Consider the following 22,831-nt stretch of genomic DNA (forward strand, 5'->3'; position numbering starts at 1 on the left):
GTGTTGCTCCGGCTGACTCCTAGCGGGCAGCGGAAGTTTGTTGGCCGAGATGATCGAAATGATCCACCTGAATGGCCATGTCCACGGCGTCCGCTGTATCGCGCAGGCTCTCGGCCTCGCTCTCGCTGATCAAGCCGCGCTCCAGGCCCTCGTCGACCGTCTTGCGGCTCAGGGTGCGTATGCCGCCCTTTTTAAGCTTGTCCCGGGCTTCCTCAGTCGCGCAGACCTTGTTGAACGCCTGCTCAACGAGGTCCACACCATCGCCCGGATTACCGAGGAATACGCCTCTGGTCAGACGGTCGCGGGTTTCTGAAGGTGTCATAAGCAGATCGGCACAGGCCCGCGACTGGCGATCCGACGCCGTGTGGACACTGTGCCCCCAGGGCATCGTGAGGAAGTGCATCAATTGGCCGAGGAAGCGGCGGGGGAAATTCTGGAACACCTCGAGCAGGCTGACCTCGATTTCGTGCAGGCCGGCACGCATCGCAAACTCCAGCAACGGCCGGTCCTCTTTCGGGCTGCCATCATCCTTGAACCGTTTCAGGGCGCAGCTCAACAGGTACAGCTGACTCAGTACGTCGCCGAGACGGGAGGAGATCAGCTCCTTTCGCTTCAGTTCGCCGCCTAGTGACATCAGTGATATTTCAGTCACCAGGGTCAGGATCGCGGAATAGCGGTTCAGCTGCCGATAGTACTTGGCCGCCGCGCCCACCCCGCGGGGGCTGCTGGCAAAGAGTCCACCCGTCCAGCCGTGGAAGATACCGCGCATAAACGTCTTGAACTGGAACCACATATGCTTCGGCAGCAGCTCGTCCAGCGCTTCAATCCCCGCTTCGGTGTCAGGGTTCTCGGCTGCCATCATTTCCTCGAGCAGGTACGGATGGCAGCGGATGGCACCCTGGCCAAAAATCATCAGGCTGCGAGTGAGAATATTGGCGCCTTCCACGGTTATCGCCACCGGCACGGCGCGGTAGACATTGCCGATATAGTTCAGCGGCCCGTCCATGATCGCCTTGCCGGCGTGAATATCCATGGCGTCATTGATGGCCTGACGCAGGCCGGTCGTGGCGTGGGCTTTCATGATCGCCGAAACCACCGCCGGTTTACGCCCCTCGTCGAGCGCGCGGGTCGTGGTCTTGTGGGCACTGTCGAGGACGTAGGCAATCGAGGCGATTTCCGCCAGGCGCCGCTGCACGCCCTCAAACTTGCCGATCGGTATACTGAACTGCTCGCGAATACGCGCGTAGGCGCCGGTGGTGCGGGCCGCCATTTTGGCACCGCCGGTGGAAAGCGACGGCAGTGAAATCCCCCGCCCCGCCGCCAGCGCACTCATCAGCATATGCCAGCCGCGACCGACGTTTTCCTGACCGCCGATGATCCACTCCATCGGCACAAAAACGTCCTTGCCCCAGTTGGGCCCGTTCTGGAAGGCCTGCATGGCCGGCAGGTGACGCTGGCCGATGGTGACCCCCTCGGTATCGGTGGGCACCAGGGCCACGGTAATACCCAGCTCCTCCGTGTCGCCGAGAATATGGTCGGGGTCGTAGAGTTTGAACGCGAGCCCCAGAATCGTCGCCACCGGCCCCAGGGTGATATAGCGCTTATGCCAGTTCACCCGCATGCCGAGCGTCTTTTCGCCGTTGTATTCGCCGTAGCAGACTACGCCGCTATCGACCATGGCGGCGGCGTCAGAGCCGGCCTCGGGGCTGGTCAGCCCGAAACAGGGTATTTCGCGACCATCGGCCAGGCGCGGCAGAAAATATTGCTTCTGCTCCTCGGTACCGTGGGCCATCAGCAGCTCGCCCGGCCCGAGCGAGTTGGGCACCATGACGGTGACGCCGACACAAGTGCTGCGGGTAGAAATCTTGGTGACAATCTCCGCGTGGGCCGTTGGCGAGAAGCCGAGGCCGCCGTACTCCTTCGGAATGATGATGCCGAAGAAACGCTCTTTCTTGAGGAAGTCCCACACTGCCTTCGGGATGCAGCGATCTTCAAAGCTGATCTGCCAGTCGTCGACTATTCTGCACAGCTCTTCGACCGGACCATCGACAAACGCCTGCTCTTCCTCACTCAGTGACGGTGGCCCCATATTGAGCAGCTGCTCCCAGTCGGGCTTGCCAGACAGCAGCTGCGCATCCCACCAGACCTCGCCCGCCTCCATCGCCTCGCGCTCGGTATCCGATATCGGTGGCAGGACTTTCTTGATCAGGTTGAGTAGTGGCGCGGTAATCCACTTTTTGCGCAAGTCGCTCATTTTGACTGTCCATGTGGCAAATGTGCGGAAACACAGAACTGACTGTGCCGAAAGCTGGCGAGGGATTTCAGCACAAATGATAGGCGACGACTTTAAGCGAATGCCAGTGCGCCGACGCCGGTGAAGATAATCAGCGCCGCAATCAACCGGCGCGCGGAAAAGCGCTCGTTCAGCACATACACGGAAATTACCGAGGCGAACAGGATGCTGGTCTCGCGTGTGGCGGCCACCGCCGCTACCGGCATCACCGAAGTCGCCCACAGGGCGACGGCAAAGCCGCCGCTGGCCAGCACGCCCGACGCTGAACCGCGCAACAGGTTTGTGCGCGCAAAGGCGATGCCGCGCATAGGTTGCGTGACCAGCACGGCGAGCAGGATTCCCGCTCCCGACAGTATCTCGAGCCACGCCACAAAGCTGAGCGGGTTCGCGACGGTACGCACACCGGCGGCCCCCAGCGTTGTGTAGCCGGTGATGGCGATACCCGTTCCCAGAGACAGCAGAATTCCCGGGCTGGATACCTGCAACTCCTTCAGCAGCAGCGCGAGAATACCGCAGCTGACCAGCAGCACACCGGTCAACTGCAGCGGTTGAAGAGACTCATCGAGAAACAGCAGTGCAGCCAGCGCTACCAGCAAGGGGGTTACGCCTCTCGCTAGCGGATAGGCCGTGCCGTAATCGAGCACGCGGTAGGAACGGGTTAACAGGAAAAAATAAATGTACTGAAAAATCGCACCACCGAGCAGGAATCCGATGGCTTCCGGCTCAGGGGGAGGCAATTGTGTCGCCAGCAGAATGCCGATCAGCAGTCCGACGCTGCGAATCATCGCCAGCTGCAAAAACCCTTCGGCGCTGTGCTTGACGACGGCGTTCCAGGCGGCGTGGGCCAGTGCCGACAGCAAAACCAGCCCGTAAACAATGGATTCCGGTACTACCAAGTTGTAAAACTCAAGCTTCCTACTCTCGGCGCCGGATTCCCACGTGCGTTGCAGAGGGTCAGATCAGAGGCTGCGGGGAAACGATCACGCCGTTATTGTCTGCGTACAGGTATTCGCCAGGCCGGAAAGTCACACCGCCGAAGGTCACGGCCAGATTTCTCTCCCCGATTCCCTTCTTTTCTGTTTTCATCGGGTGAGTTCCCAATGCCTGCACCCCTAACTCTAGTCCAGAAATCTCATCCACATCGCGTATACAACCGTACATGACGATGCCCTCCCAACCATTGGCGCAGGCTTTTTCCGCCAGCATATCGCCAAGGCAGGCGCGCCGCATGGAACCACCGGCATCGACGACGAGCACTTTGCCACTCCCCGGTTCGGCAACGAGCTCGCGCACCAGGGAATTATCCTCAAAGCATTTGATGGTAACTATCTCGCCGCCAAACTGTTCGCGGCCACCGTAGTTGACAAACATCGGTTCAACGACCTGGACCAGCTCAGGGTGAGCGTCACACAGGTCTGGAGTGGAAATCGCCATGGGCTACCTCGGATTTTTTCTCAGTCAGGGCAATGATGATAGCGATTCGCCGGCGGCGTTGTAGTCGCATCAAAAAATAGCGGGTATAAACTCAATGGATAATACCCGCTATCTGTTCCGCTACCGGGGCGACCAATCAATAGGTTACTCGCACAGGGGTGCCCACGCGGGCATAGCGGTAGAACTTCTGAGCCATGTGCGGCGGCATGCGAACGCAGCCATGGGAGGCGGGATAGTTGGGTACATGGCCGGACGCGTGCATACCGATACCGCCGTTGAAACGCAGATAGTTGTTCATCTTGGCTCCGCGATAATAGGTCCCAGGCGGACGGCGGTCTTTGCGGGTATTCACATCTGCCTTCACGACACGGCCGGTTCTTCTGTCGACGTAACTACCGTAGATGGTGGAGCGGTGTTGCGGATGCTTGGACAGAATGCGGAAATGCCCGGGCCGCGTACTGAAGCCCCGCTTGCCGGACGAGACTTTGGATACGCCGACGAGCTGCCCCCCTTTGTAGAAGTAGGCCCGCTGTTCACTCAAATTGATGGTAATCGATACTGATCCGGAGGAATTTACTGCGGCGACATCGTCAAACCAGTTGATCCCGCGGGGGTGTGCAATTGCGGATGGAATTCCCAACAATGCGCTCAAAATGACCGCCAGAAAGGCGTGAAGCAATGGGAGACGACTTGTTCTGTTCGAGTACATAGCTCACCTCAACTACTTTTTTCTGCTTGACACTAAGTCCGGCCGAAGAAAGAGCCCGTCTGGCAACGCTGCGACCCCGATCACTGGGAGTGGGAATTTCACAGCCCACGGAAAATGCCTTGTGGCAATAAATGCAACGCCGTTTCCGGTTTATGCTTCGCCTTAGGACTAATTCGATTCTATTGAGGGAGTTTTGGGCACTTAGATTGAATTATTCTCTACCCAAATGGTGTTATCGGGATGGAGCTTGAACATAGTCTCTGGTGATTGGGTCGCCCACAAAAAACACAGGAAAAAATCTGGCGATTCACGGCTATAACCGCAACAGGAGTCTAATAATCACCGCCGTGGCAACGGAGATTTGGAGGGAAATTTTCGTAGCGAGATTCATCGAGGCAGAACGAGAAAGCGGCCCAACAGGGCCGCTTTCTGTGCAACATCAACCTTCTTCATTGGCCAGGAATAGCCAGGTATCTACCGCGGTATCCGGGTTGAGTGAAACACTGTCTATGCCCTCGTCCATCAACCAGCGGGCAAAATCCTTGTGATCCGACGGGCCCTGCCCGCAGATGCCGACATATTTACCGGCCTTCTTGCACGCCTGGATGGCCCTGGACAGCAGTGCCTTGACCGCCGGGTTGCGCTCGTCGAACAGGTCCGCCACCAGTCCGGAATCCCGATCCAGACCCAGGGTCAGCTGTGTCAGGTCGTTCGAGCCGATGGAGAAACCGTCGAAATGCTGCAGGAAATCCTCTGCCAACAGCGCGTTGGACGGCAGTTCGCACATCATGATGACTTTCAGTCCCGCCTCACCGCGCTTCAGGCCGTTTTGCTCCAGCAGGCCGACTACTTCAGCGGCCTCTTCCGGCGTGCGCACGAAAGGCACCATGATTTCCACATTGGTGAGGCCCATTTCATCGCGAACTTTCTTCAGCGCACGGCATTCCAAAGCAAAACACTGACGGAAATCCGCCGAGCGGTAGCGGGCCGCGCCGCGGAAGCCCAGCATCGGGTTTTCCTCGCTCGGCTCGTACAGCTGACCGCCTACAAGGTGTGCATATTCGTTCGACTTGAAGTCAGACAGGCGCACGATCACCCGATTCGGCGCGAAAGCCGCGGCCAGCGTGGCGATACCCTCTACCAGCTTCTCGACGATAAACTCCTCCGGTGAGGCGTAGCCGCCGATGCGCTCGCGGATATTCTTCTGCAGATCTTCGGGCAGCTTATCCAGCTCGAGCAGCGCCTTGGGGTGAATGCCGATCATGCGGTTCAGGATAAATTCGAGTCGCGCCAGGCCGACGCCCTGATTGGGCAGGTGGCTGAAGGCAAAGGCGCGGTCCGGGTTGCCCACGTTCAGCATGATCTTGAACGGCAGCTCGGGCATATCGCTGACTTCGGTCTCTTCGCGCTCAAAGTTCAATTCACCGGACATCACGAAACCGGTATCGCCCTCGGCACAGGACACCGTCACCGGCGTGCCGCTGGTGAGCAGTTCGGTGGCGTTACCACAGCCGACGACCGCCGGAATGCCCAGTTCGCGCGCGATGATGGCAGCGTGACAGGTGCGGCCACCGCGGTTGGTGACGATCGCACTCGCCTTTTTCAGTACCGGCTCCCAGTCGGGGTCGGTCATATCGGTAACCAGGACCTCGCCGTCCTGCATGGCCGCCATGTCCTCAACGGACTCCAGCACGCGCACGCGGCCGGCACCGATGCGCTGGCCGATGGCGCGACCTTCGCACAGAATGTCGCCGCGCTCGCGCAGGTGATAGCGCTCGATGTGGGTGCCCTGATCGCGGGAGCGCACGGTTTCCGGACGCGCCTGCACGATAAACAGTTCGCCGGTATCGCCGTCTTTGGCCCACTCGATGTCCATCGGCCGGCCGTAGTGGTCTTCGATCTTGCGTGCCTGCTGTGCCAGGCTGGTCAATTCCGCGTCAGTCAGCGCGAAGCGCTGGCGGTCTTCATCCGCCACCGGCACGGTCTTGACTGAGCGTCCACACTCACCGCTCTGGTCGTAGACCATCTTGATCGCCTTGCTGCCGCGGTTGCGGCGCAGAATCGCCGGGCGGCCCGCATCCAGAGCCGGCTTGTAGAGATAGAATTCGTCCGGGTTCACCGCGCCCTGCACGACGGTTTCGCCGAGACCAAAGGCCGCGGTGATAAAGATCACATCGCGGAAGCCACTCTCGGTGTCCAGGGTGAACATAACGCCGGCGGCGCCGGTCTCGCTGCGGACCATATGCTGGATACCGGCGGACAGGGCCACGCCCGCGTGGGCATAGCCGGTGTGCACGCGATAGGCGATGGCGCGGTCGTTGTACAGGGAGGCGAACACCTCGTGCACCGCGCGCAGAACCGCGTCAATGCCGCGGATGTTGAGGAAGGTTTCCTGCTGGCCGGCAAAAGAGGCATCCGGCAGGTCTTCTGCGGTTGCCGATGAGCGCACGGCCACCGCGGTTTCACCACCACCCAGTGCCTGGTAGCCCGCGCGAATTTCCTCCTCCAGTTGGGCGGGGAAAGGCGTGTTCAGGATCCAGCCACGGATCTCCTCGCCCGCCGCGGCCAGCGCGGTGACGTCGGATACGTCCAGTTCCTGCAGGCGCTCGGCAATACGCTGCTCCAGTTGCTCATGCGCCAGGAAGGCGCGGAAGGCCTCTGCGGTAGTGGCAAAGCCGCCCGGGACACTGACGCCGGCACCGGCCAGGGAGGAGATCATCTCGCCGAGTGATGCGTTCTTACCGCCGACCTTGTCGACATCCCCCATACCCAGTTTTGCGAATTCGATGGTGAAGTTCGTCAAGTGAAGGCCCTCTGAAGCAGGAATTGTGGCGGCCGATTATAAGGATGAGGCTTGTAAAAAATAGCCCGTAAAAATCGCCCAAAATGTTGTAAATTTTCTACAAGGCTTTTCGCGACCTGAGCGCCAAAACGCTTTACACTGCACGCCTCGCCTAGCTCTATTTGGAAAAAATATGGCAAAAAACAAGCGCACCGCATTTTTTATTTCCGATGGCACCGGCCTGACCGTGGAGGCCATCGGCCACAGCCTGCTCGCGCAATTCCGCGACCAGCACGTGGAACAGGTGACCCTGCCCTACATCGATTCTGACGAAAAAGTACAGCAGGCCCTAAAGAGAATCGAGCAGTCGGCGAGCGAATCCGGTCTGCAGCCGATCATGATTACCAGCATCGTATCCGACAAGATCCGCCTGCAGCTCCATAAGAGTTCGGCCCTGATGCTGGATGTCTTCGAGAGCTATCTGACGCCGCTTGCCAATCTGTTTGGCCGCGATCCCGCACAGTCGGTCAATGTCTCCCACGGCATCGCCGACGACCGCCGCTACAGCGATCGCATCGAGGCGGTGCATTTCGCCATGGACAATGACGACGGTCGCCGGGTGAGGGAGTTTGAACGCGCCGATGTCATTCTTGTCGGCGTATCGCGATCCGGGAAGACGCCGACATGCCTGTATCTCGCCCTGCAATTCGGCCTGCGCGCGGCGAATTATCCGATTACCGAGGAGGATATGGACTCCACGGCACTGCCGAAGATACTGCGCCCTTACCGCGACAAGCTGTTCGGCCTGACAATTGACCCGCGCCGCCTGATGCAGATTCGCCAGGAGCGCCGCGCCAACAGCCGCTACGCTTCTATGGAACAGTGCGAATTCGAAGTGCGCCAGGTGGAACAGATGCTGCGGCGGGCACAGGTTCCCTATCTGAACGCGACACAGCTATCCGTCGAAGAGCTGGCCACGCGCCTGATGTCACAGGCGGGGATTGAGCGACGGGTCGACTGAGCGCCGCCATTGGTCGGCCTTTTCTTGTGTCGGCAAAGTGTGTAGTGTGCGCCGTCTTCTGACAGCTGTATTCTGAAATGCAAATCGTCTCTCTGCCCTATTCCACCAATACCGCCGTGGCTTTCCAGGCGGTTGCCGACCTGCCGGCCCCGGTGTGGCTGGATAGCGGTCGGCCGCGGGCAAACGGCGGTCGTTTTGACATTATTAGTGCCGATCCGATTAATGCATTGGAGCTGTGTGCAGACAGTGAGCAGCCTTTCGGGCAGGTGGACGACCTGCTGTGTGAGCTGGAGCCGCAGGACCGCGACCCACAACTGCCCTTTTGTGGTGGTGTCATCGGCTATGCGGGTTACGAATTGGGTATGCAGGACAACTTCCTGCCCTTCGACACGCGCACGACAGACCTGCCCGCCGGCTTTTTCGGGCTTTACAGCTGGGCGCTGATCACCGATCACCAGCTGGGAGCGAGCCACCTGGTTTTTCACCCCGCCTGCACACAGCCTCAGAAACGCGATCTGATTGCCCGCTTTACCGCCGTGCGCTGGCAGACCGAGCCGCGCTGCGGCGACTTCCGTCTGCTGGCGCCATTCGCCCACGAATTCTCAACGGCAGAGTACTGCGCGCGTATCGAAGCGGTGCTGGAGTACATCAACGCGGGGGATATCTACCAGGCCAACTTCACCCAGCGTTTCCGGTCGCGCTACGAGGGCGACCTCTTTGCCGCCTACCTGGCCCTGCGCGCAAACGTGGCCGGTCCTTTTTCCGCCTATATGGCCCTTCCACAGGGCAGCCTTCTGAGCCTCTCCCCCGAGCGCTTTATCCGCGCGGACGGCAGCAGCCTGCAGACGGAACCGATTAAAGGCACGGCGCCGAGAAGCGACGACGCTGACAAGGATGCCCGCGCCGCAAGGGACTTGCAGCAGAGTGCCAAGGATCGCGCCGAAAACCTGATGATCGTCGACCTGCTGCGCAACGATTTTGGCAAGCTGTGCCGTCGCGGCAGCGTGCGGGTCCCGGAGCTGTTCCAGCTCGCCAGCTTTGCCAACGTCCACCACCTGGTCAGTGTTGTCACCGGCGAATTGCCCGACGAGTACGGATACGCGGACCTGCTGGCCGCCTGTTTTCCCGGCGGTTCGATCACCGGCGCACCGAAGCGCCGCGCCATGCAGATCATCCGCGAGCTGGAACTGAGCCCGCGCGGCATCTACTGCGGCAGCGTCGGTTACATCAGCAGTTGCGGCCACGCCGATACCAGCATCGCCATTCGCACTTTTAGTGCCAGCGACGGCAATATTACCGGGGCCGCCGGTGGCGGCATCGTTGCCGACTCGCAGCCGCGGTCCGAGCACGAGGAGTGCCTGAATAAAGTCCGCATGTTGCTGCAAACCCTGGAAAACTTCCTCCCCTGACCTCCGCCCCACAGGTCGCAGATCCCCAACCACCTCCATCACTTTGGTTATATAGCTATCAGTGATTGATATTTCAAAGTTATATGCCACTTTGCTAGATTCTGCGCCAATTAGCAAAAGTCCCGCGGGGCTTTCGTGTCTGGAGGGAGATATCGTGAAGATTACGCTGGTTAAGAAAATACTCGCCGACGGCTCACCCTGTGCAAAATGCCGCGACGTGCAGCAGAAACTGGAAGAGCAGGATTTCCTGCGCTTCGTCGACCAGACATTGATTGCCGACGTGCGCGACGAGCAGAGCGCAGGCATGCAGATTGCGCGTCAATATGCCGTGGAGCGGGCCCCCTTTTTCCTGGTGGAGGAAGAGGGACAGCAGCCACAGATCTATACCGTCTACTTCAAGCTGGTCAAGGAAGTCCTGCAAAAGAAGATGGAAGCCTGACACAGGAGCCAGCCTGGCAGGGTTAGGCCCTACAAAAAAACGCGGCTCGCAGCCGCGTTTTTTTGTTGAGTGTCGGCAGGAATCAGTAAACCGGCAACTCGAGGCCCGCGAACAGCTCATCGAGTTCCGCGCGGCTACTCGCGTGAGCAGCCTGATCAACCAGCTCGCGGGTCAGGTGGGGGGCGAATTGCTGAATGAATTCGTACATAAATCCGCGCAGAAAAATCCCCTTGCGGAAGCCGATCTTGGTCACGCTCGACTCGAAGAGATTGCTCGCATCCAGCGCCACCAGATCTTCATCCTCTTCATCCACCGCCATATCGGCGACGATGCCAATCCCCAGACCGAGGCGGACATAGGTCTTGATCACATCGGCATCCGCCGCCGTAAACACGACCTTGGGCGACAACCCCTTTTCCAGAAAGGCCTCGTCCAGCTTGGAGCGACCGGTAAATCCAAAGACGTAAGTGACAATCGGGTGCTTTGCCACGTCTTCCAGTTCGAGCTTGCTGGCCTGGCACAAAGGATGCCCCTTCGGCACGAGAACACAGCGGTTCCAGCGGTATACCGGCATCATGACCAGGTCACTGAAAAGCTCCAGCGCCTCTGTCGCGATTGCGAAATCGGCGGTCCCGTCGGCAGCCATTTCTGAAATCTGCATGGGCGTACCCTGATGCATATGCAGGGACACCTCGGGGTAGCGGGCAATGAAGGATTTTATGACTGCCGGCAGCGCATAGCGGGCCTGGGTGTGGGTGGTGGCGATGGCGAGGCTGCCCTTCTTGTCATTGCTGAACTCCTGGGCCACCTGCTTGATGTTCTCCACCTTGCGCATGATTTCGCCGGCGGTTTTGAGTATCGCTTCACCGGCCGGGGTGACGCGCGTCAGGTGCTTGCCGCTGCGGGCAAAGATTTCCACGCCGAGCTCATCTTCCAGAAGGCGGATCTGCTTGCTGATGCCGGGCTGGGAAGTGTAGAGGCTCTGTGCTGTCGCAGAAACATTGAGGTCGTGATGGGCCACTTCCCAGATATATCGCAACTGCTGCAGCTTCATAGAATCTCCCTTCTTGCCTGAGTGCCCTTCCCCGCGACAACGGCCCTTCCAGCGGATAGGCTGATAGTTATAAAAACTGTCTAAGTTTATGCGAGAAAAGAATAGCAGTGAAAGCGGGCCTGAGCCAACCCGAGGCATGATTTCTATGGCGTGACGCCGGATGCAAATTCAGCCCCGCAGGAGCCAACCGGTATTTAGCAGGCAAATTCGCTCAGGCGTCCTGATTGGCGATGCCGTGGGGTACGTGCCCGGTAGCCACGTGTTCAGCCGCCGAGGCGCAGTGGCTCGGCTGGTCGTCGAAGAACACATCGGCACCGAAGGCGCGCAGAAACTCGCCCTTGGGCAGACCGCCGAGAAATACCGATTCGTCGATACGGATATTCCACGCGCGCAGGGTGCGGATGACCCGTTCGTGCGCCGGTGCTGACCGCGCCGTCACCAGCGCGGTGCGGATAGGACAGTCGTCTGCGCCGAACTCGGCCTGCAGGCGCTGCAGGGCCTCGAGAAAGCCCTTGAACGGACCACCGCCCAGCGGTTTTTGCGCCGAAGCGCGCTCCGCGGCAGTGAAGGCAGCCAGCCCATCGCGCTTGAAAATCTGCTCCGCCTCGTCGGAGAAAATCACCGCGTCACCGTCGAAGGCGAAACGCAGGGTATCGTCCCGGCGCTGCCGCGCGCCGCCGGCGATCAGTGTCGCCGCCGCGACGCCCTGCTCCAGGGCGTGACGGACGTCGCGACCATCCGTCGACAGGAACAGATGACAGCCGAAGGGCGCGATATAGCGATAGGGACTCTCGCCGTTGCAGAATGCCGCCCGGGTGATGTTCAGCCCGTAGTGTTCGACCGAATTAAAGACCCGCAGGCCGGTATCGGCGCTGTTGCGGGACAACAGAATCACTTCGACCCGCGGATCGCCCTCAAGGCGCCCGTTGATCTGCAGGAATTTTTCCACCAGCGGAAAGGCGTCGCCCTTTTCCAGGACATCATTCTCCCGCTCTATCTGGTAGGCGGAGAAGGCCTCCAGGCCCTGCTCCTCGAAGACACGGTGACTGTCCTGCAGATTGAACAGCGCCCGCGAGGAGATGGCGATAACCAGCTTCTCCGGTCGTTGCGACATTACGGGGCCTCCACGTCGTCAAGCCCGGCGGGGCGGCGCTCGTCGCGATGGCTGTCGAGCATGCTAACCAGCATCTGCTGCAGGTCTTCCTGAGTGCGCCGGGAGCGCACGCCGCGCTGGTTGACGATGACCAGAACCAGCGCGTGACAGGTCTCCAGTGTCGCCCGGGCGAGGCGGTTCATTTCGTTGGGCGGGCAGACAAAGCCGAGGCGCTGGTACATACCGGTGAGATGGCTGATCACCAGTTCGTCGTGGCGCTCGTCGAGTTCGTGCAGCTCGGGAATGCCCCACATCGCCTGCACCAGCGGCAGCAGGCCGCGCTGCTCTCGATATACCGCCACCAGCCGCTGCAACAGCTCGGCGATAAACCCCTGCAGGGACGTATTCTCCAGGTCCTGCTGCGCCAGCTCTTCCAGCGCCATCGTCATGCTCGCCAGCCACTGTTCACCCATCGCGTAGAGAATGGCGTGCTTATTGGGGAAATAGTGGTACAGGGAGCCGACGGAAACGCCCAGTTCCTTGGCGATCAGGATGGTCGTCAGGTCGTTGAGACCCACCTCTTCCAACAGGCGTCCCGTCGTATCGAGAATCTGCCGCGTCCGCTCGCGCGCGCGCGCCTGAACCGGCTCCCGGCGGGGCGTCAGCTGGCTTTTGCGCTTTTTCTGCTCAGTATTGGACAAAGTCACTTTCCCTTCTCCGATTGGCCGCCAGTTTAACACCAAAGTCCCCCGGCATTCGCCGCTGTGCGGCGGCAATTTCCGGCCACAAAAAAGCCGGCGTAAAACGCCGGCTCTGTTGTCGCAACCTGTGAGGTCCCGCTCCGGGTTAGAAGCGGTAATCCAGGTTCACGCCGACCAGACGACCGCGCGAGGGGTCTGTCTTGGTGGTCGGCAGGTTGTACAGCGCTTCAGCGTAGCCCCAGTGGTAGTACTCCTCGTCGAACAGGTTTTCGGCGTAGATGCCGGCTGTCCAGCTCTCGTCGGGCGCCGTCAGGGATACACGCAGGTTGACGATATCGCGGCTGTTCAGCTTGACCTCTTCGGTATTCTCGAGATCGGACCACTGCTCGCCGGTGAAGGTGTACTCAGCGGAGTAATTGATCTCACCCAGCCCAGTAGCCTGGTGGTAGGTCAGCACAGTGGCAGAGGAGAATTCCGGCGAGAAGGCCATTTCGTTGCCGTCACAGGATTCACACAGCTCTTCCGGCGCACCGGTGAATTTGGTGTCCAGCCACGCCATGCCCAGGTACAGATCCAGGTTGTCGGTGATCAGCCAGCGGGCGTCGACTTCCAGGCCGCGGCCCTCGGACTCACCCACGTTGCGGGTAATGGCCGCAGCGCCGACGAAGAAGGCCTGCTGCAGGTCGTCGTAGGTGTACTGGAAAGCCGCCGCGTTCAATGCCAGGCGGTTGTCCAGCAGGCGCGCCTTCAGGCCCAACTCGTAGGACAGGACATTTTCCTCGTCGAAGCGACTCGGCTCGGCATTGCCGGCATTCACCTCATAGCCCTGCTCGTCCAGCCATTCGTACTGGCTGTCCTCATCGTCGCCGTAGGCCGGATCGGTGATGTGGTAGGACAGGTAGTCGAAACCGCCGGACTTGTAACCGGTCGCCACACTGGCATAGGCGGTGACGTTGTCGTTCAGGTCGTGGTTCAGGGTCGCGCGACCGGAGATATTGGTCCAGGTATTGTCACCGGTAATGCCGGCCTCATCGGTATACATGGACTGGTAGTTCCAGCCGCCGGTCCAGGTGTCGGGCCAGGGGGATACCACCTTGTAGTTCTTGGTGTCGCTGGTATAGCGAATGCCCAGGCCCAGGCTGGTGGCATCGGTAAAGTCAAAAGTGGTGTTGGCGAAAACACCCCAGCCGGAGTACTCGCCGAAGGTGTCTGCAGCCTCAATGGACAGACCGCCCGGAGCGTATTCCCAGGGCTCCCCCTCGAAACCGAACGCCTCGTCGATCACGTCCTGCGGCAGGCTCGCACAGGTATCGAAGCTATCCAGGCCCTCTTCCCACTCGTCGGCATAGATGCCGTCACAGATGAAGTCCTCGCTGTCGATACCGGCGAAGAACGCATCCACGTCCTCCTGGTAGTAGGAGGCACCGATCACATAGTTGAACATGCCGCTGTTGTTGGAGGTCAGGCGGAACTCCTGGCTGAAGAAGTCACCGGTCTGGTCGCGCACGTAGGTGTCGATGGGATTGGCGGTACCGTCGAAGTCCTCGACATAGGTGTAGTTGTGGGTCTTGTAACCGGTGATCGACGACAGCGTATTGCCGCCGGCCAGCTCGTGCTCCACGGTCAGGATCACGTCGCCGATTTCAGACTCGTCCAAACCCTGGGCGTCGTTGTACACCTGGTCGTAGTCGCCATCGGTGTCCAGTGCGCGGTAGATGGTGCCATCTCCCTTGCGGTCTTCGTACTGTGCCATCAATGTCACAGTGGTGTTCTCGAGGCCATCGTAAACCGCGGTAAGACGCATGGCGTCCGTTTCGCTGGCACCCAGGTCGCGACCACCGGCCAGGTTTTTGATATGGCCGTCTTCCTGCTGGTGCATGCCGGCGATGCGCACGGCGAGATTGTCACCCAGTGGCATATCGAGGCTGCCCTCGAACTCCTGGCGGCCGTACTGGCCAGCGCCGACGGAGACCTCGCCGGCGAGGGTGTCGCCCGGCTTGCGGGACACCATCGAAATGGCACCGGAGGCGGTATTGCGGCCGAACAGGGTACCCTGCGGGCCCTTGACCACTTCTACGCGCTCCAGGTCATACATGCTCGGGGTGGCACCGGTACGGCTCTGGTATACACCGTCCAGAAATACGCCCAGCGCCGGGTCACTGCCGCTGCCGAAACTGTTGTTGTTAACGCCGCGAACGGAGACCGAATCGAAGAAAGAATCGTTGGTCTCACCGGAAACGCCCGGGGTCAGCGCGAACAGGTCCTTGAACTCTTTCAAGTTACCGTTCTTGACCGTATCGCCGGTAAAGGCGCTGACGGCCATGGGTACATCTTTCAGCGACTCGGCACGCATCTGCGCGGTAACGGTCACTTCTTCGATCTGTGCCGCCGAGGCGCCGGTGCTCACGGCGATAACCGCCGCACCGATGGCCGACGCAAGAGCGTGTTTGTTGTTGTGCAAAAGTTTTATTGATCCAGGCATGGTCGCCCCCGTCATTTTTTTTATTCAGGGTTGCTCATCCGAAACCGCCGATGGCGCTAACCCAGCGAGTGAACTTGAAGGTCTGTTATCCCACAAACCGAATAATTATTCAAATTTGAAATTCAGCTCCTAGTTACCCTGGTGCTGACCCCTCCAATTGGAATGGCCATCAGCCGCCCAGCTTGTCCTTCAGGCTGTAATAGAGCATTCCCGCTACCAGGCCGGGCCAGCGCAGCAATGTGCCGCCCGGAAAGCTCGGTGTTGGAATTTGCGCCAGTATATCAAAGCGCTCCTCGGTTCCCGCAACGACTTCTGCAATCAGCTTGCCGGCAAAAGTCGCCGTAGGCACACCGTGGCCCGAGTAGCCCTGGCTGTAGTAGACGTTGGGCTCCAGCCGGCCCAGGTGCGGCATGCGATTCAGGGTAATCGCCAGCGTCCCGCCCCAGCCGAACTCTATCCGGGTATCGGCGAGCTGCGGATAGACCCGCAACATGTACTTGCGGACAAAGTTGCGGATATCCTGGGGGAAGCGCGATGTGTAGTTTTCACCACCACCAAAAATCAGGCGGTTGTCGCCGGACAGTTTCCAGTAGTCGATCACGAACAGGGTGTCCTGCAGCGCGTAATCGTTGGCGATCAGCTCTTTCGCCAGCGACTCCGACAGCGGCTCGGTGGCCAGCACAAAATTGTTGATCGGCATAATCTTGCCGGCCATACGCGGTTCCAGGTTGCCCAGATAACCGTTGCAGGCCAGCACGATGTTTTTGGCTTTCACCTGCCCGTTTGCGGTCTCCACCAGGCAGGGGGAACCACCGCGGTATTTCGTCACGCGGCTGTGCTCATAGAAGTCGACACCCGCTGCGGCCGCCGCGCCGGCCAAACCGAGGGCGAAATTGAGCGGGTGCAGATGCAGGGAACCGCTGTCGACCTGCGCACCAAAATAGCGCTCGGACCCCACCAGCGTGCGCGCCTCATCCTCATCGGCATAGCGCATCTGCTCATAGCCGTAGCGATCGCGCAGCAGTTCGACCTCCTCCTGCAGGTGCGCGTTATGACTGCGCTTCGCCGCCAGGTGCATAATGCCGCGCTTCAGGTCGCACTGGATGCTGTGCTTGTTGATCAGGTCTTCCACCAGGTGCACCGCTTCGACGCTCATGTCCCAGAGCTGCTTGGCGGTATCCAGGCCGAGCATCTTCTCCAGGTCTTCCTGGCCGCGGCGCTGCCCTACCCCGACATGCCCGCCGTTGCGCCCCGACGCACCCCAGCCGACACGCTCCGCTTCCAATACCACGACTTTGTAACCTCGCTCTGCGAGATGCAGCGCCGAGGAAAGCCCGGTATAGCCCGCGCCTATCACACACACGTCCGCCTCGACCGTGCCCTCGAGCTGCGGGTAGACGGGTGCGGGGTTTGCACTTGCCGCGTAATAGGAGTCGGGGTGGCCGACCAGTTTGTTTACTGTGCCAGTGGCGTTCATATAGCTGTCTCCAAGCAGGACCCTCGGGCCTCAAGTCCGGCAAAAACCGAACAATCATTCAATTTATATTGAATAATAATTCGGTTTCTTGTCATAATCAAAGCCCGCGAACGGTAATCCCTATCGATCGCTGTTTTTTTAAGCCCGGCGTGGCGCGCCCGGCGGCCCCGCAAAATCAAACTGCGGAGGATGATGCCGCGCGCACAGTAGGACCGGGCGTATACTAATGCAACCCAAAACGGGGAAGATCATCTCGATCAAGGTGCAAAATGGACAAGATTACAAAGTGGCTCGCAGATCACAATATTTCAGAGGTTGAGTGTCTGGTGCCCGACATGTCCGGTAATGCGCGGGGCAAATTTACCCCCACGGACAAGTTCCTGACCGAAGACAGCCGGCTGCCGGAAAGTATTCTGGTGCAGACCGTAACCGGCGATTATGTCGATGAACACAATGAACTGGTGGACCCGGCAGACACCGACATGCTGCTGGAACCGGACCCGGATTCCGTGCGACTCAATCCCTGGGCCAACGAACCCACGGCACAGATTATCCACGACTGCTATACCCGCGATGGCAAGCCGCATCCGATTAGTACGCGTAATATTCTGAAGTTCGTGCTGGATAAATACGCAGCCAAGGGCTGGAAACCGGTTGTCGCTCCGGAAGTGGAGTTCTATCTGGTTAAGCGCAACCTGGATCCGGACGAGAAATTGTCCGCACCGGTAGGTCGCTCAGGTCGCACGGAAAAAACCCGACAGTCTTACAGTATCGACGCGGCGAATGAATACGAGCCGATCATCGAGGACATGTACGACTTTTCCGAGGCCCAGGGCCTGGACGTGGACACACTGATTCACGAATCCGGCACCGCGCAGATGGAAATCAATTTCCTGCACGGCGATCCACTCAAGCTCGCAGACCAGGTTTTCACCTTCAAGCGCACCGTGCGTGAAACCGCGCTGCGCCATGGTATTTACGCCACCTTCATGGCCAAGCCGATGGAGGATGAACCTGGCAGCGCACTGCATATTCACCAGAGCATCGTCGATGCCGAAACCGGCAAAAATATTTTTGTCGACGACGAAGGCAGGGAAAATGAAACCTTCCTGCACTTTGTCGGCGGCATGCAGAAATATACTCCGGGTTTTATCAGCTTCTTTGCGCCGAACGTGAATTCCTATCGCCGGTTTACACCGGAGATGGCGGCACCGACCAGCCTGCACTGGGGCTACGATAACCGCACCACCGGTCTGCGCGTGCCGGACAGTTCGCCGCAGGGGAAACGTCTGGAGAACCGCTTTCCCGGTGCCGACTGCAACCCGTACCTGGCCATCGCCGCCTCCCTGGCCTGTGGCTACCTGGGCATGATCAACCGGATCGAACCCAGTGCGCCCTACCACGGGGACTGTTCCAGCGAGCCCATCACCCTGCCCCGCACGCAGGAGCACGCCCTGAGCCTGCTGCTGGAGTGTGAGGAAGCGGCGGAAATGTTCGGCGAGAAGTTCGTGCGCGCATGGAGCGCGATCAAGCGCGACGAATACGAGGAATTCAACCGGGTAATCAGCTCCTGGGAGCGCGAGTACCTGCTGTTGAATGTCTGACGCCTGTAAGATCCAGGTTCGACACTAAACGTCGACTGTAAAGCCCCGCTCGCGGGGCTTTTTTATGCCAAGCCAGCACCAGGTTGGAAATTGACCACTGGGTGCCCGACAGGATATTAATCCCACCTTTGTGAAACCTTGCGCAAAGATATTGAAAAGAATTTCAATATATAGAATTTCCATCATTCCTTTCTTGTCGCTTTGAGTATGCGGTGTAACCTCAATCCGGTTCGGAAACACCGGACCCCGGTTTGAGAAAGCGGCGCGCCGTACCGAGCAATTCGACCCCACCCCGGTGCCCGGCCTTCTTCTGCAGTCTGACCATTCAACTGAATCGATCTGTGACGGTGCCGACAGGCCTGCCAGTACCGTGGCGCAAGCGGGGCGATCCCCCGTGTCCGCAGCAGTCGATCGCAAGATAAGAGCAATAAAAGGAAAGCTAGCAATGAAGCATCTAACTGGAATTGTCTGTACTTTGGCATTGGCGGTCAGCGCCCATGCTGCCGACAGGATACCGGCGACCCCGGATATGCTGTCGGCCCAGGCACTCACCGCAGTCGCGGGCGCGGATATCGCCCTGGAAAAAGTCCGCGAACGCACGCTCGCCAACGGCAAAACCATCGCCCGCTACCGGCAGACCCACAAGGGAATTCCGGTTTGGGGCCAAACCATCACCAGCACCACACAAGGGATATCTGCGGCGGTAACAGGCGATGTTTTAGCCGGCCTGGAATTGGAGGTTCCTTCGGTGCGCGCGTCCATACAGGCGGATAATGCGCTGGAACGCGCGATGGACCACTTGATCAATCAGCGTGCACAGCAGGGCCTGCTGCGTGGCGCCCTGTCGCTGCCCGCCCTGAAACTCGCTGCGGAAAAACAGACGCATACGCTCTATGTCCATGTCGATGCGCAGGATAAGGCACGCCTCGCCTATCTGGTGAGCTGGGTCGAGTACGGCGATCAACCGTCACGCCCCTTTTACTTCATTGATGCCCTGACCGGCGAGGTACTGGAGCACTGGGAGGGTATCAATCACCAGGACGCCACCGGCCCCGGCGGCAACCAGAAAACCGGCCGCTATGAATACGGGACCGATTTTCCCCCGATGCAGGTGGACAGCAGCTGCCGAATGGACACCACAAATGTCGAAACGGTGGACCTGAACCACAAGACCAGTGGTGGCAACATCTTTTCCTTCACCTGCCCGTATAACGACTACAAGGAAATCAACGGTGCCTACTCACCGCTCAATGATGCACATTACTTCGGCAATGTGGTCTTCAATCTCTACAGCGACTGGTATAACACCGCACCACTGACCCAGAAGCTTCGTATGCGTGTGCACTACAGCAATAACTACGAGAACGCCTTCTGGGATGGCAGCCAGATGACCTTCGGCGACGGCGGCAGTACCTTCCACCCTCTCGTCAGCCTCGATGTCTCGGCGCACGAGGTAAGTCACGGTTTTACTGAACAGAATTCCGGCCTGCAATATTCCGCACAGTCCGGCGGAATCAATGAGGCCTTCTCCGATATGGCCGGTGAGGCAGCGGAATTCTATATGCGCGGCACTAACGACTGGATGGTTGGGGCCGATATCTACAAAGCCAGTGGCGCTCTGCGCTATATGGATGACCCCACCCGCGATGGAAAATCGATCGGTCACGCCTCGGATTATTACTCCGGTATGGATGTGCACTACAGCTCGGGAGTGTTCAACCGGGCCTTCTACCTGATCGCTACCAGCAGCGGCTGGGATACCCGCACGGCCTTTGATCTGTTCGTGCTCGCCAACCAGATGTACTGGAACACCACTTCCGACTATATCGACGGCGCCTGCGGCGTGCTAGCAGCCACCGGGGACCTCGGATACGACTTGTCCGCGGTTACTGCAGCGTTCGATACGGTTGGCGTATCGACGGCCGGTTGTGGCGGTGGCGGCAATCCCGGCGGCGGCGAACTGGAAAACGGTGTGGCCATAGGAAGTCTCTCGGGAAGTACCGGCCAGGAGCTGCATTACACGCTGGAAGTACCCGCTGGCGCTTCCAATCTGAGTTTCCAGATCTCCGGCGGTAGCGGTGATGCCGACCTTTATGTGCGTTTCGCCTCCGCTCCAACCACTTCCAGCTACGACTGCCGCCCCTACCTCAACGGCAATAACGAGACCTGCAACATAGCCAACGCACAGGCCGGGACTTATTACGTCATGGTGCGCGCCTACAGCAGTTTCTCCCGCGTCAGCCTCGTGGGCAGCTTCAACGAGGGCGGCAACGGAAATGGTGACGGCTGGGTGGAAACCGACCTCTCTGGCAGCCAGGGCTCCTGGCAGCACTTCACACTGAATGTTGATGCCGGCATGTCCACACTCGATGTACAGATGTCCGGCGGGAGTGGCGATGGCGATCTCTACGTCCGCTATGGCGCCCAGCCCACGACGGGAAGCTGGGATTGCCGTCCCTACCGCTGGGGAAATAATGAAAATTGCAGCTTCAGCAATCCCCAGGCCGGCACCTGGTATATCAGTATTCGCGGCTACTCCTCCTACTCTGGTGTGACGCTGGAGGCGCAGGCGAGCCCCTGAGCACTGACGCAGCGATGTAAACAAAAAAGGGGGGAGCCTGATGGCTCCCCCCTTTTTTAAAGCTTAAACAGCGACTGCTATCTATTTATGACTGGGATCCTTCCAGTACTCCTTCACCGTATCTTTCATTTCCTTTGCCAGGACACTGATACCGAACAGGTTGGGCAATGTCATGATAACGATTGCCACTGCGGAGAGGTTCCAAATAACCGTGGTGTCCTCGACCGCAGCCCAGTAAAAGGCAATGACGTAGACCAGGCGATACGGCATTACCGCCTTGGGGCCGAACAGGTAAATCATGGAACGGTCACCATAATAGGACCAGGCGATCGCCGTAGAGAAGGCAAACAGCAGGATACCGAGAGTGACGATCAGGCTGCCGTACTCACCAAAGAAGCCCCGCTGAAATGCCTTGTTGGTCAGTGCGACGGAGTGTACGAGAGAGTTGCCCCAGATTTCGATATTCGGGTTGGCAAAGTTGCCATCCACTACGGTCAATACGCCGCTGAAGTTGTCGTCGCCCACGCGGAATACCAGATCTTCCGCAACCGAGCGCGCGTGAATCAGGCTGAACTCCTTGCCGTTTAACGCGTGGCCGTCCGCGACGACGATGGAACCGCTGTAAGGTTTCACGTCGCTTTCACTGCCACTCAGGAAATGGAACAACTTCTGCACGTCTTCCGGTTTTTGATCGTTGTAGCTGCCAGCGACAGCAACCAGGTCGGCACGCTCAAACTTGTTCATGTGCTTTTCTGTCCAGACACCCGAAGACAGAATCACCAGACCGGTCAATGTACAGATGATGATGGTGTCGATAAAAGGCTCGAGCAGGGAAACCATGCCTTCGGAAACGGGCTCGTCGGCGCGCGCCGCGGCGTGCGCAATCGGTGCAGAGCCCTGCCCCGCCTCGTTCGAGAACAGGCCGCGGTTTACGCCGCGATTAAACGCGTAGGCAAAGCTGGCACCAAGGAAGCCACCAGCGGCGGCGCTGCCATTAAATGCATCGCGGAAGACGGACACGAATGAGGGGATGATGTTCTCATAGTTATACAGGATGACCGCGAGTGCGCCGATAATATAGAACACAGCCATCACCGGCACGATGGTAGAGGTTACTTTGGCGATACGGGTAATGCCGCCAATAATCACCATGCCGAGCAGGATCGCGAGCACACCGCCCGTCAGTTCCTTGTCGAGACCAAAGGTATCGTTCATCGCCTGAGCGATATTGTTGACCTGTGGCAGGCTGCCGGTGCCGAAAGAACTGATCACAGTGGCGACAGCAAACGCCACCGCAAGCCACTTCATATTCAGGCGGCGTTCCATATAAAACATGGGTCCACCGGCATAGTAGCCGTCCGCCGCTTTGATTCTGTATTTATGCGAAAGGGTCACCTCGACAAATTTTGTCGTCATACCGAGGAAGGCGGTCATCCACATCCAGAATAGCGCCGCAGGACCACCGAGAAAGATCGCCAGGCCCACACCACCGATGTTGCCGGTACCCACGGTGCCGGACAGCGCGGTAGACAGGGCTTGGAAGTGGGAGGTGTCACCGGGATCACCTGGCTTATCGTATTTGCCCTGCACGATCTTGATCGCATGGCCGAAATAACGGAGCTGCGGGAAGCCGAGGTAAATTGTGAAAAAGAAACCGACGCCGAGCAGCACCCAGGGGAACCAGGGTGCCGAACCTAGCATGCCGTCCAGTGACAACAGCAGTTGATTAAAGGATTCCAAACTAACCCCCAC

Annotated in this window: 16 protein-coding genes; 5 read left to right on the top strand and 11 right to left on the bottom strand. The window is 59.2% G+C overall.

The window, feature by feature from the left end; genetic code table 11:
- Positions 1 to 19: 19 nt before the first annotated feature.
- From BUC36_RS01625 to ppsA, 5 genes are all read right to left on the bottom strand, one after another.
- Positions 20 to 2,254, bottom strand: coding sequence for an acyl-CoA dehydrogenase (locus BUC36_RS01625; RefSeq protein ID WP_073270788.1), 2,235 nt, complete (start codon positions 2,252 to 2,254; stop codon positions 20 to 22).
- Positions 2,255 to 2,346: 92 nt separating this feature from the next.
- Complete coding sequence (locus BUC36_RS01630; RefSeq protein WP_073270790.1) at positions 2,347 to 3,189, bottom strand: DMT family transporter; 843 nt, start codon at positions 3,187 to 3,189, stop codon at positions 2,347 to 2,349.
- Positions 3,190 to 3,247: 58 nt separating this feature from the next.
- Positions 3,248 to 3,727 carry a ribonuclease E activity regulator RraA gene (gene rraA / locus BUC36_RS01635; protein WP_073270792.1) on the bottom strand — a complete coding sequence of 160 codons (480 nt, stop codon included), beginning with the start codon at positions 3,725 to 3,727 and terminating at the stop codon, positions 3,248 to 3,250.
- A 136-nt stretch (positions 3,728 to 3,863) separates the two neighbouring features.
- On the bottom strand, positions 3,864 to 4,331 hold the full coding sequence (locus BUC36_RS01640) for a L,D-transpeptidase family protein (RefSeq protein ID WP_327049684.1): 468 nt from the start codon (positions 4,329 to 4,331) through the stop codon (positions 3,864 to 3,866).
- A 544-nt stretch (positions 4,332 to 4,875) separates the two neighbouring features.
- Positions 4,876 to 7,239 (bottom strand): phosphoenolpyruvate synthase, encoded by a 2,364-nt coding sequence (gene ppsA, locus BUC36_RS01645; RefSeq protein WP_073270796.1) that lies wholly within the window; start codon positions 7,237 to 7,239, stop codon positions 4,876 to 4,878.
- A 172-nt stretch (positions 7,240 to 7,411) separates the two neighbouring features.
- Between ppsA and ppsR the strand changes: the two genes are divergently transcribed.
- From ppsR to BUC36_RS01660, 3 genes are all read left to right on the top strand, one after another.
- Positions 7,412 to 8,239 carry a posphoenolpyruvate synthetase regulatory kinase/phosphorylase PpsR gene (ppsR, locus tag BUC36_RS01650; RefSeq protein WP_073270798.1) on the top strand — a complete coding sequence of 276 codons (828 nt, stop codon included), beginning with the start codon at positions 7,412 to 7,414 and terminating at the stop codon, positions 8,237 to 8,239.
- A 77-nt stretch (positions 8,240 to 8,316) separates the two neighbouring features.
- Positions 8,317 to 9,648 carry an aminodeoxychorismate synthase component I gene (gene pabB / locus BUC36_RS01655; RefSeq protein ID WP_073270800.1) on the top strand — a complete coding sequence of 444 codons (1,332 nt, stop codon included), beginning with the start codon at positions 8,317 to 8,319 and terminating at the stop codon, positions 9,646 to 9,648.
- 154 nt (positions 9,649 to 9,802) lie between these two features.
- Positions 9,803 to 10,087, top strand: a complete 285-nt coding sequence (locus tag BUC36_RS01660) for a hypothetical protein (protein ID WP_073270803.1) — start codon at positions 9,803 to 9,805, stop codon at positions 10,085 to 10,087.
- Positions 10,088 to 10,169: 82 nt separating this feature from the next.
- On the opposite strand, the gene cysB is transcribed toward BUC36_RS01660, so the two are convergent.
- The 5 genes from cysB to BUC36_RS01685 all read right to left on the bottom strand — a co-directional run bounded on the left by cysB (position 10,170) and on the right by BUC36_RS01685 (position 16,894).
- Positions 10,170 to 11,141 carry an HTH-type transcriptional regulator CysB gene (cysB, locus tag BUC36_RS01665; RefSeq protein ID WP_073270805.1) on the bottom strand — a complete coding sequence of 324 codons (972 nt, stop codon included), beginning with the start codon at positions 11,139 to 11,141 and terminating at the stop codon, positions 10,170 to 10,172.
- A 211-nt stretch (positions 11,142 to 11,352) separates the two neighbouring features.
- Positions 11,353 to 12,255, bottom strand: a complete 903-nt coding sequence (locus tag BUC36_RS01670; RefSeq protein WP_073270807.1) for a 5'-nucleotidase — start codon at positions 12,253 to 12,255, stop codon at positions 11,353 to 11,355.
- The gene (locus BUC36_RS01675; RefSeq protein ID WP_073270808.1) at positions 12,255 to 12,941 is read right to left on the bottom strand and encodes a TetR/AcrR family transcriptional regulator; all 687 of its coding nucleotides are present in this window, start codon (positions 12,939 to 12,941) and stop codon (positions 12,255 to 12,257) included. The genes BUC36_RS01670 and BUC36_RS01675 overlap by 1 nt, the downstream gene beginning before the upstream one ends.
- A 139-nt stretch (positions 12,942 to 13,080) precedes the next feature.
- The gene (locus BUC36_RS01680; protein ID WP_073270810.1) at positions 13,081 to 15,396 is read right to left on the bottom strand and encodes a TonB-dependent receptor; all 2,316 of its coding nucleotides are present in this window, start codon (positions 15,394 to 15,396) and stop codon (positions 13,081 to 13,083) included.
- A 190-nt stretch (positions 15,397 to 15,586) separates the two neighbouring features.
- Positions 15,587 to 16,894 (bottom strand): NAD(P)/FAD-dependent oxidoreductase, encoded by a 1,308-nt coding sequence (locus tag BUC36_RS01685; RefSeq protein ID WP_073270812.1) that lies wholly within the window; start codon positions 16,892 to 16,894, stop codon positions 15,587 to 15,589.
- Between the two features lie 269 nt (positions 16,895 to 17,163).
- Between BUC36_RS01685 and BUC36_RS01690 the strand changes: the two genes are divergently transcribed.
- Together BUC36_RS01690 and BUC36_RS19145 are read left to right on the top strand one after the other, a co-directional pair.
- Complete coding sequence (locus BUC36_RS01690) at positions 17,164 to 18,498, top strand: glutamine synthetase family protein (protein ID WP_073270815.1); 1,335 nt, start codon at positions 17,164 to 17,166, stop codon at positions 18,496 to 18,498.
- A gap of 445 nt (positions 18,499 to 18,943) precedes the next feature.
- Positions 18,944 to 21,079 carry a M4 family metallopeptidase gene (locus BUC36_RS19145; RefSeq protein ID WP_073270817.1) on the top strand — a complete coding sequence of 712 codons (2,136 nt, stop codon included), beginning with the start codon at positions 18,944 to 18,946 and terminating at the stop codon, positions 21,077 to 21,079.
- Positions 21,080 to 21,160: 81 nt separating this feature from the next.
- On the opposite strand, the gene BUC36_RS01700 is transcribed toward BUC36_RS19145, so the two are convergent.
- Entirely contained in the window at positions 21,161 to 22,819 is a 1,659-nt protein-coding gene (locus tag BUC36_RS01700; RefSeq protein ID WP_073270820.1) for an alanine/glycine:cation symporter family protein, read from the bottom strand.
- Positions 22,820 to 22,831: the final 12 nt, after the last annotated feature.

The sequence above is a fragment of the Microbulbifer donghaiensis genome (assembly GCF_900129095.1).
Taxonomy (GTDB): Bacteria; Pseudomonadota; Gammaproteobacteria; order Pseudomonadales; family Cellvibrionaceae; genus Microbulbifer; species Microbulbifer donghaiensis.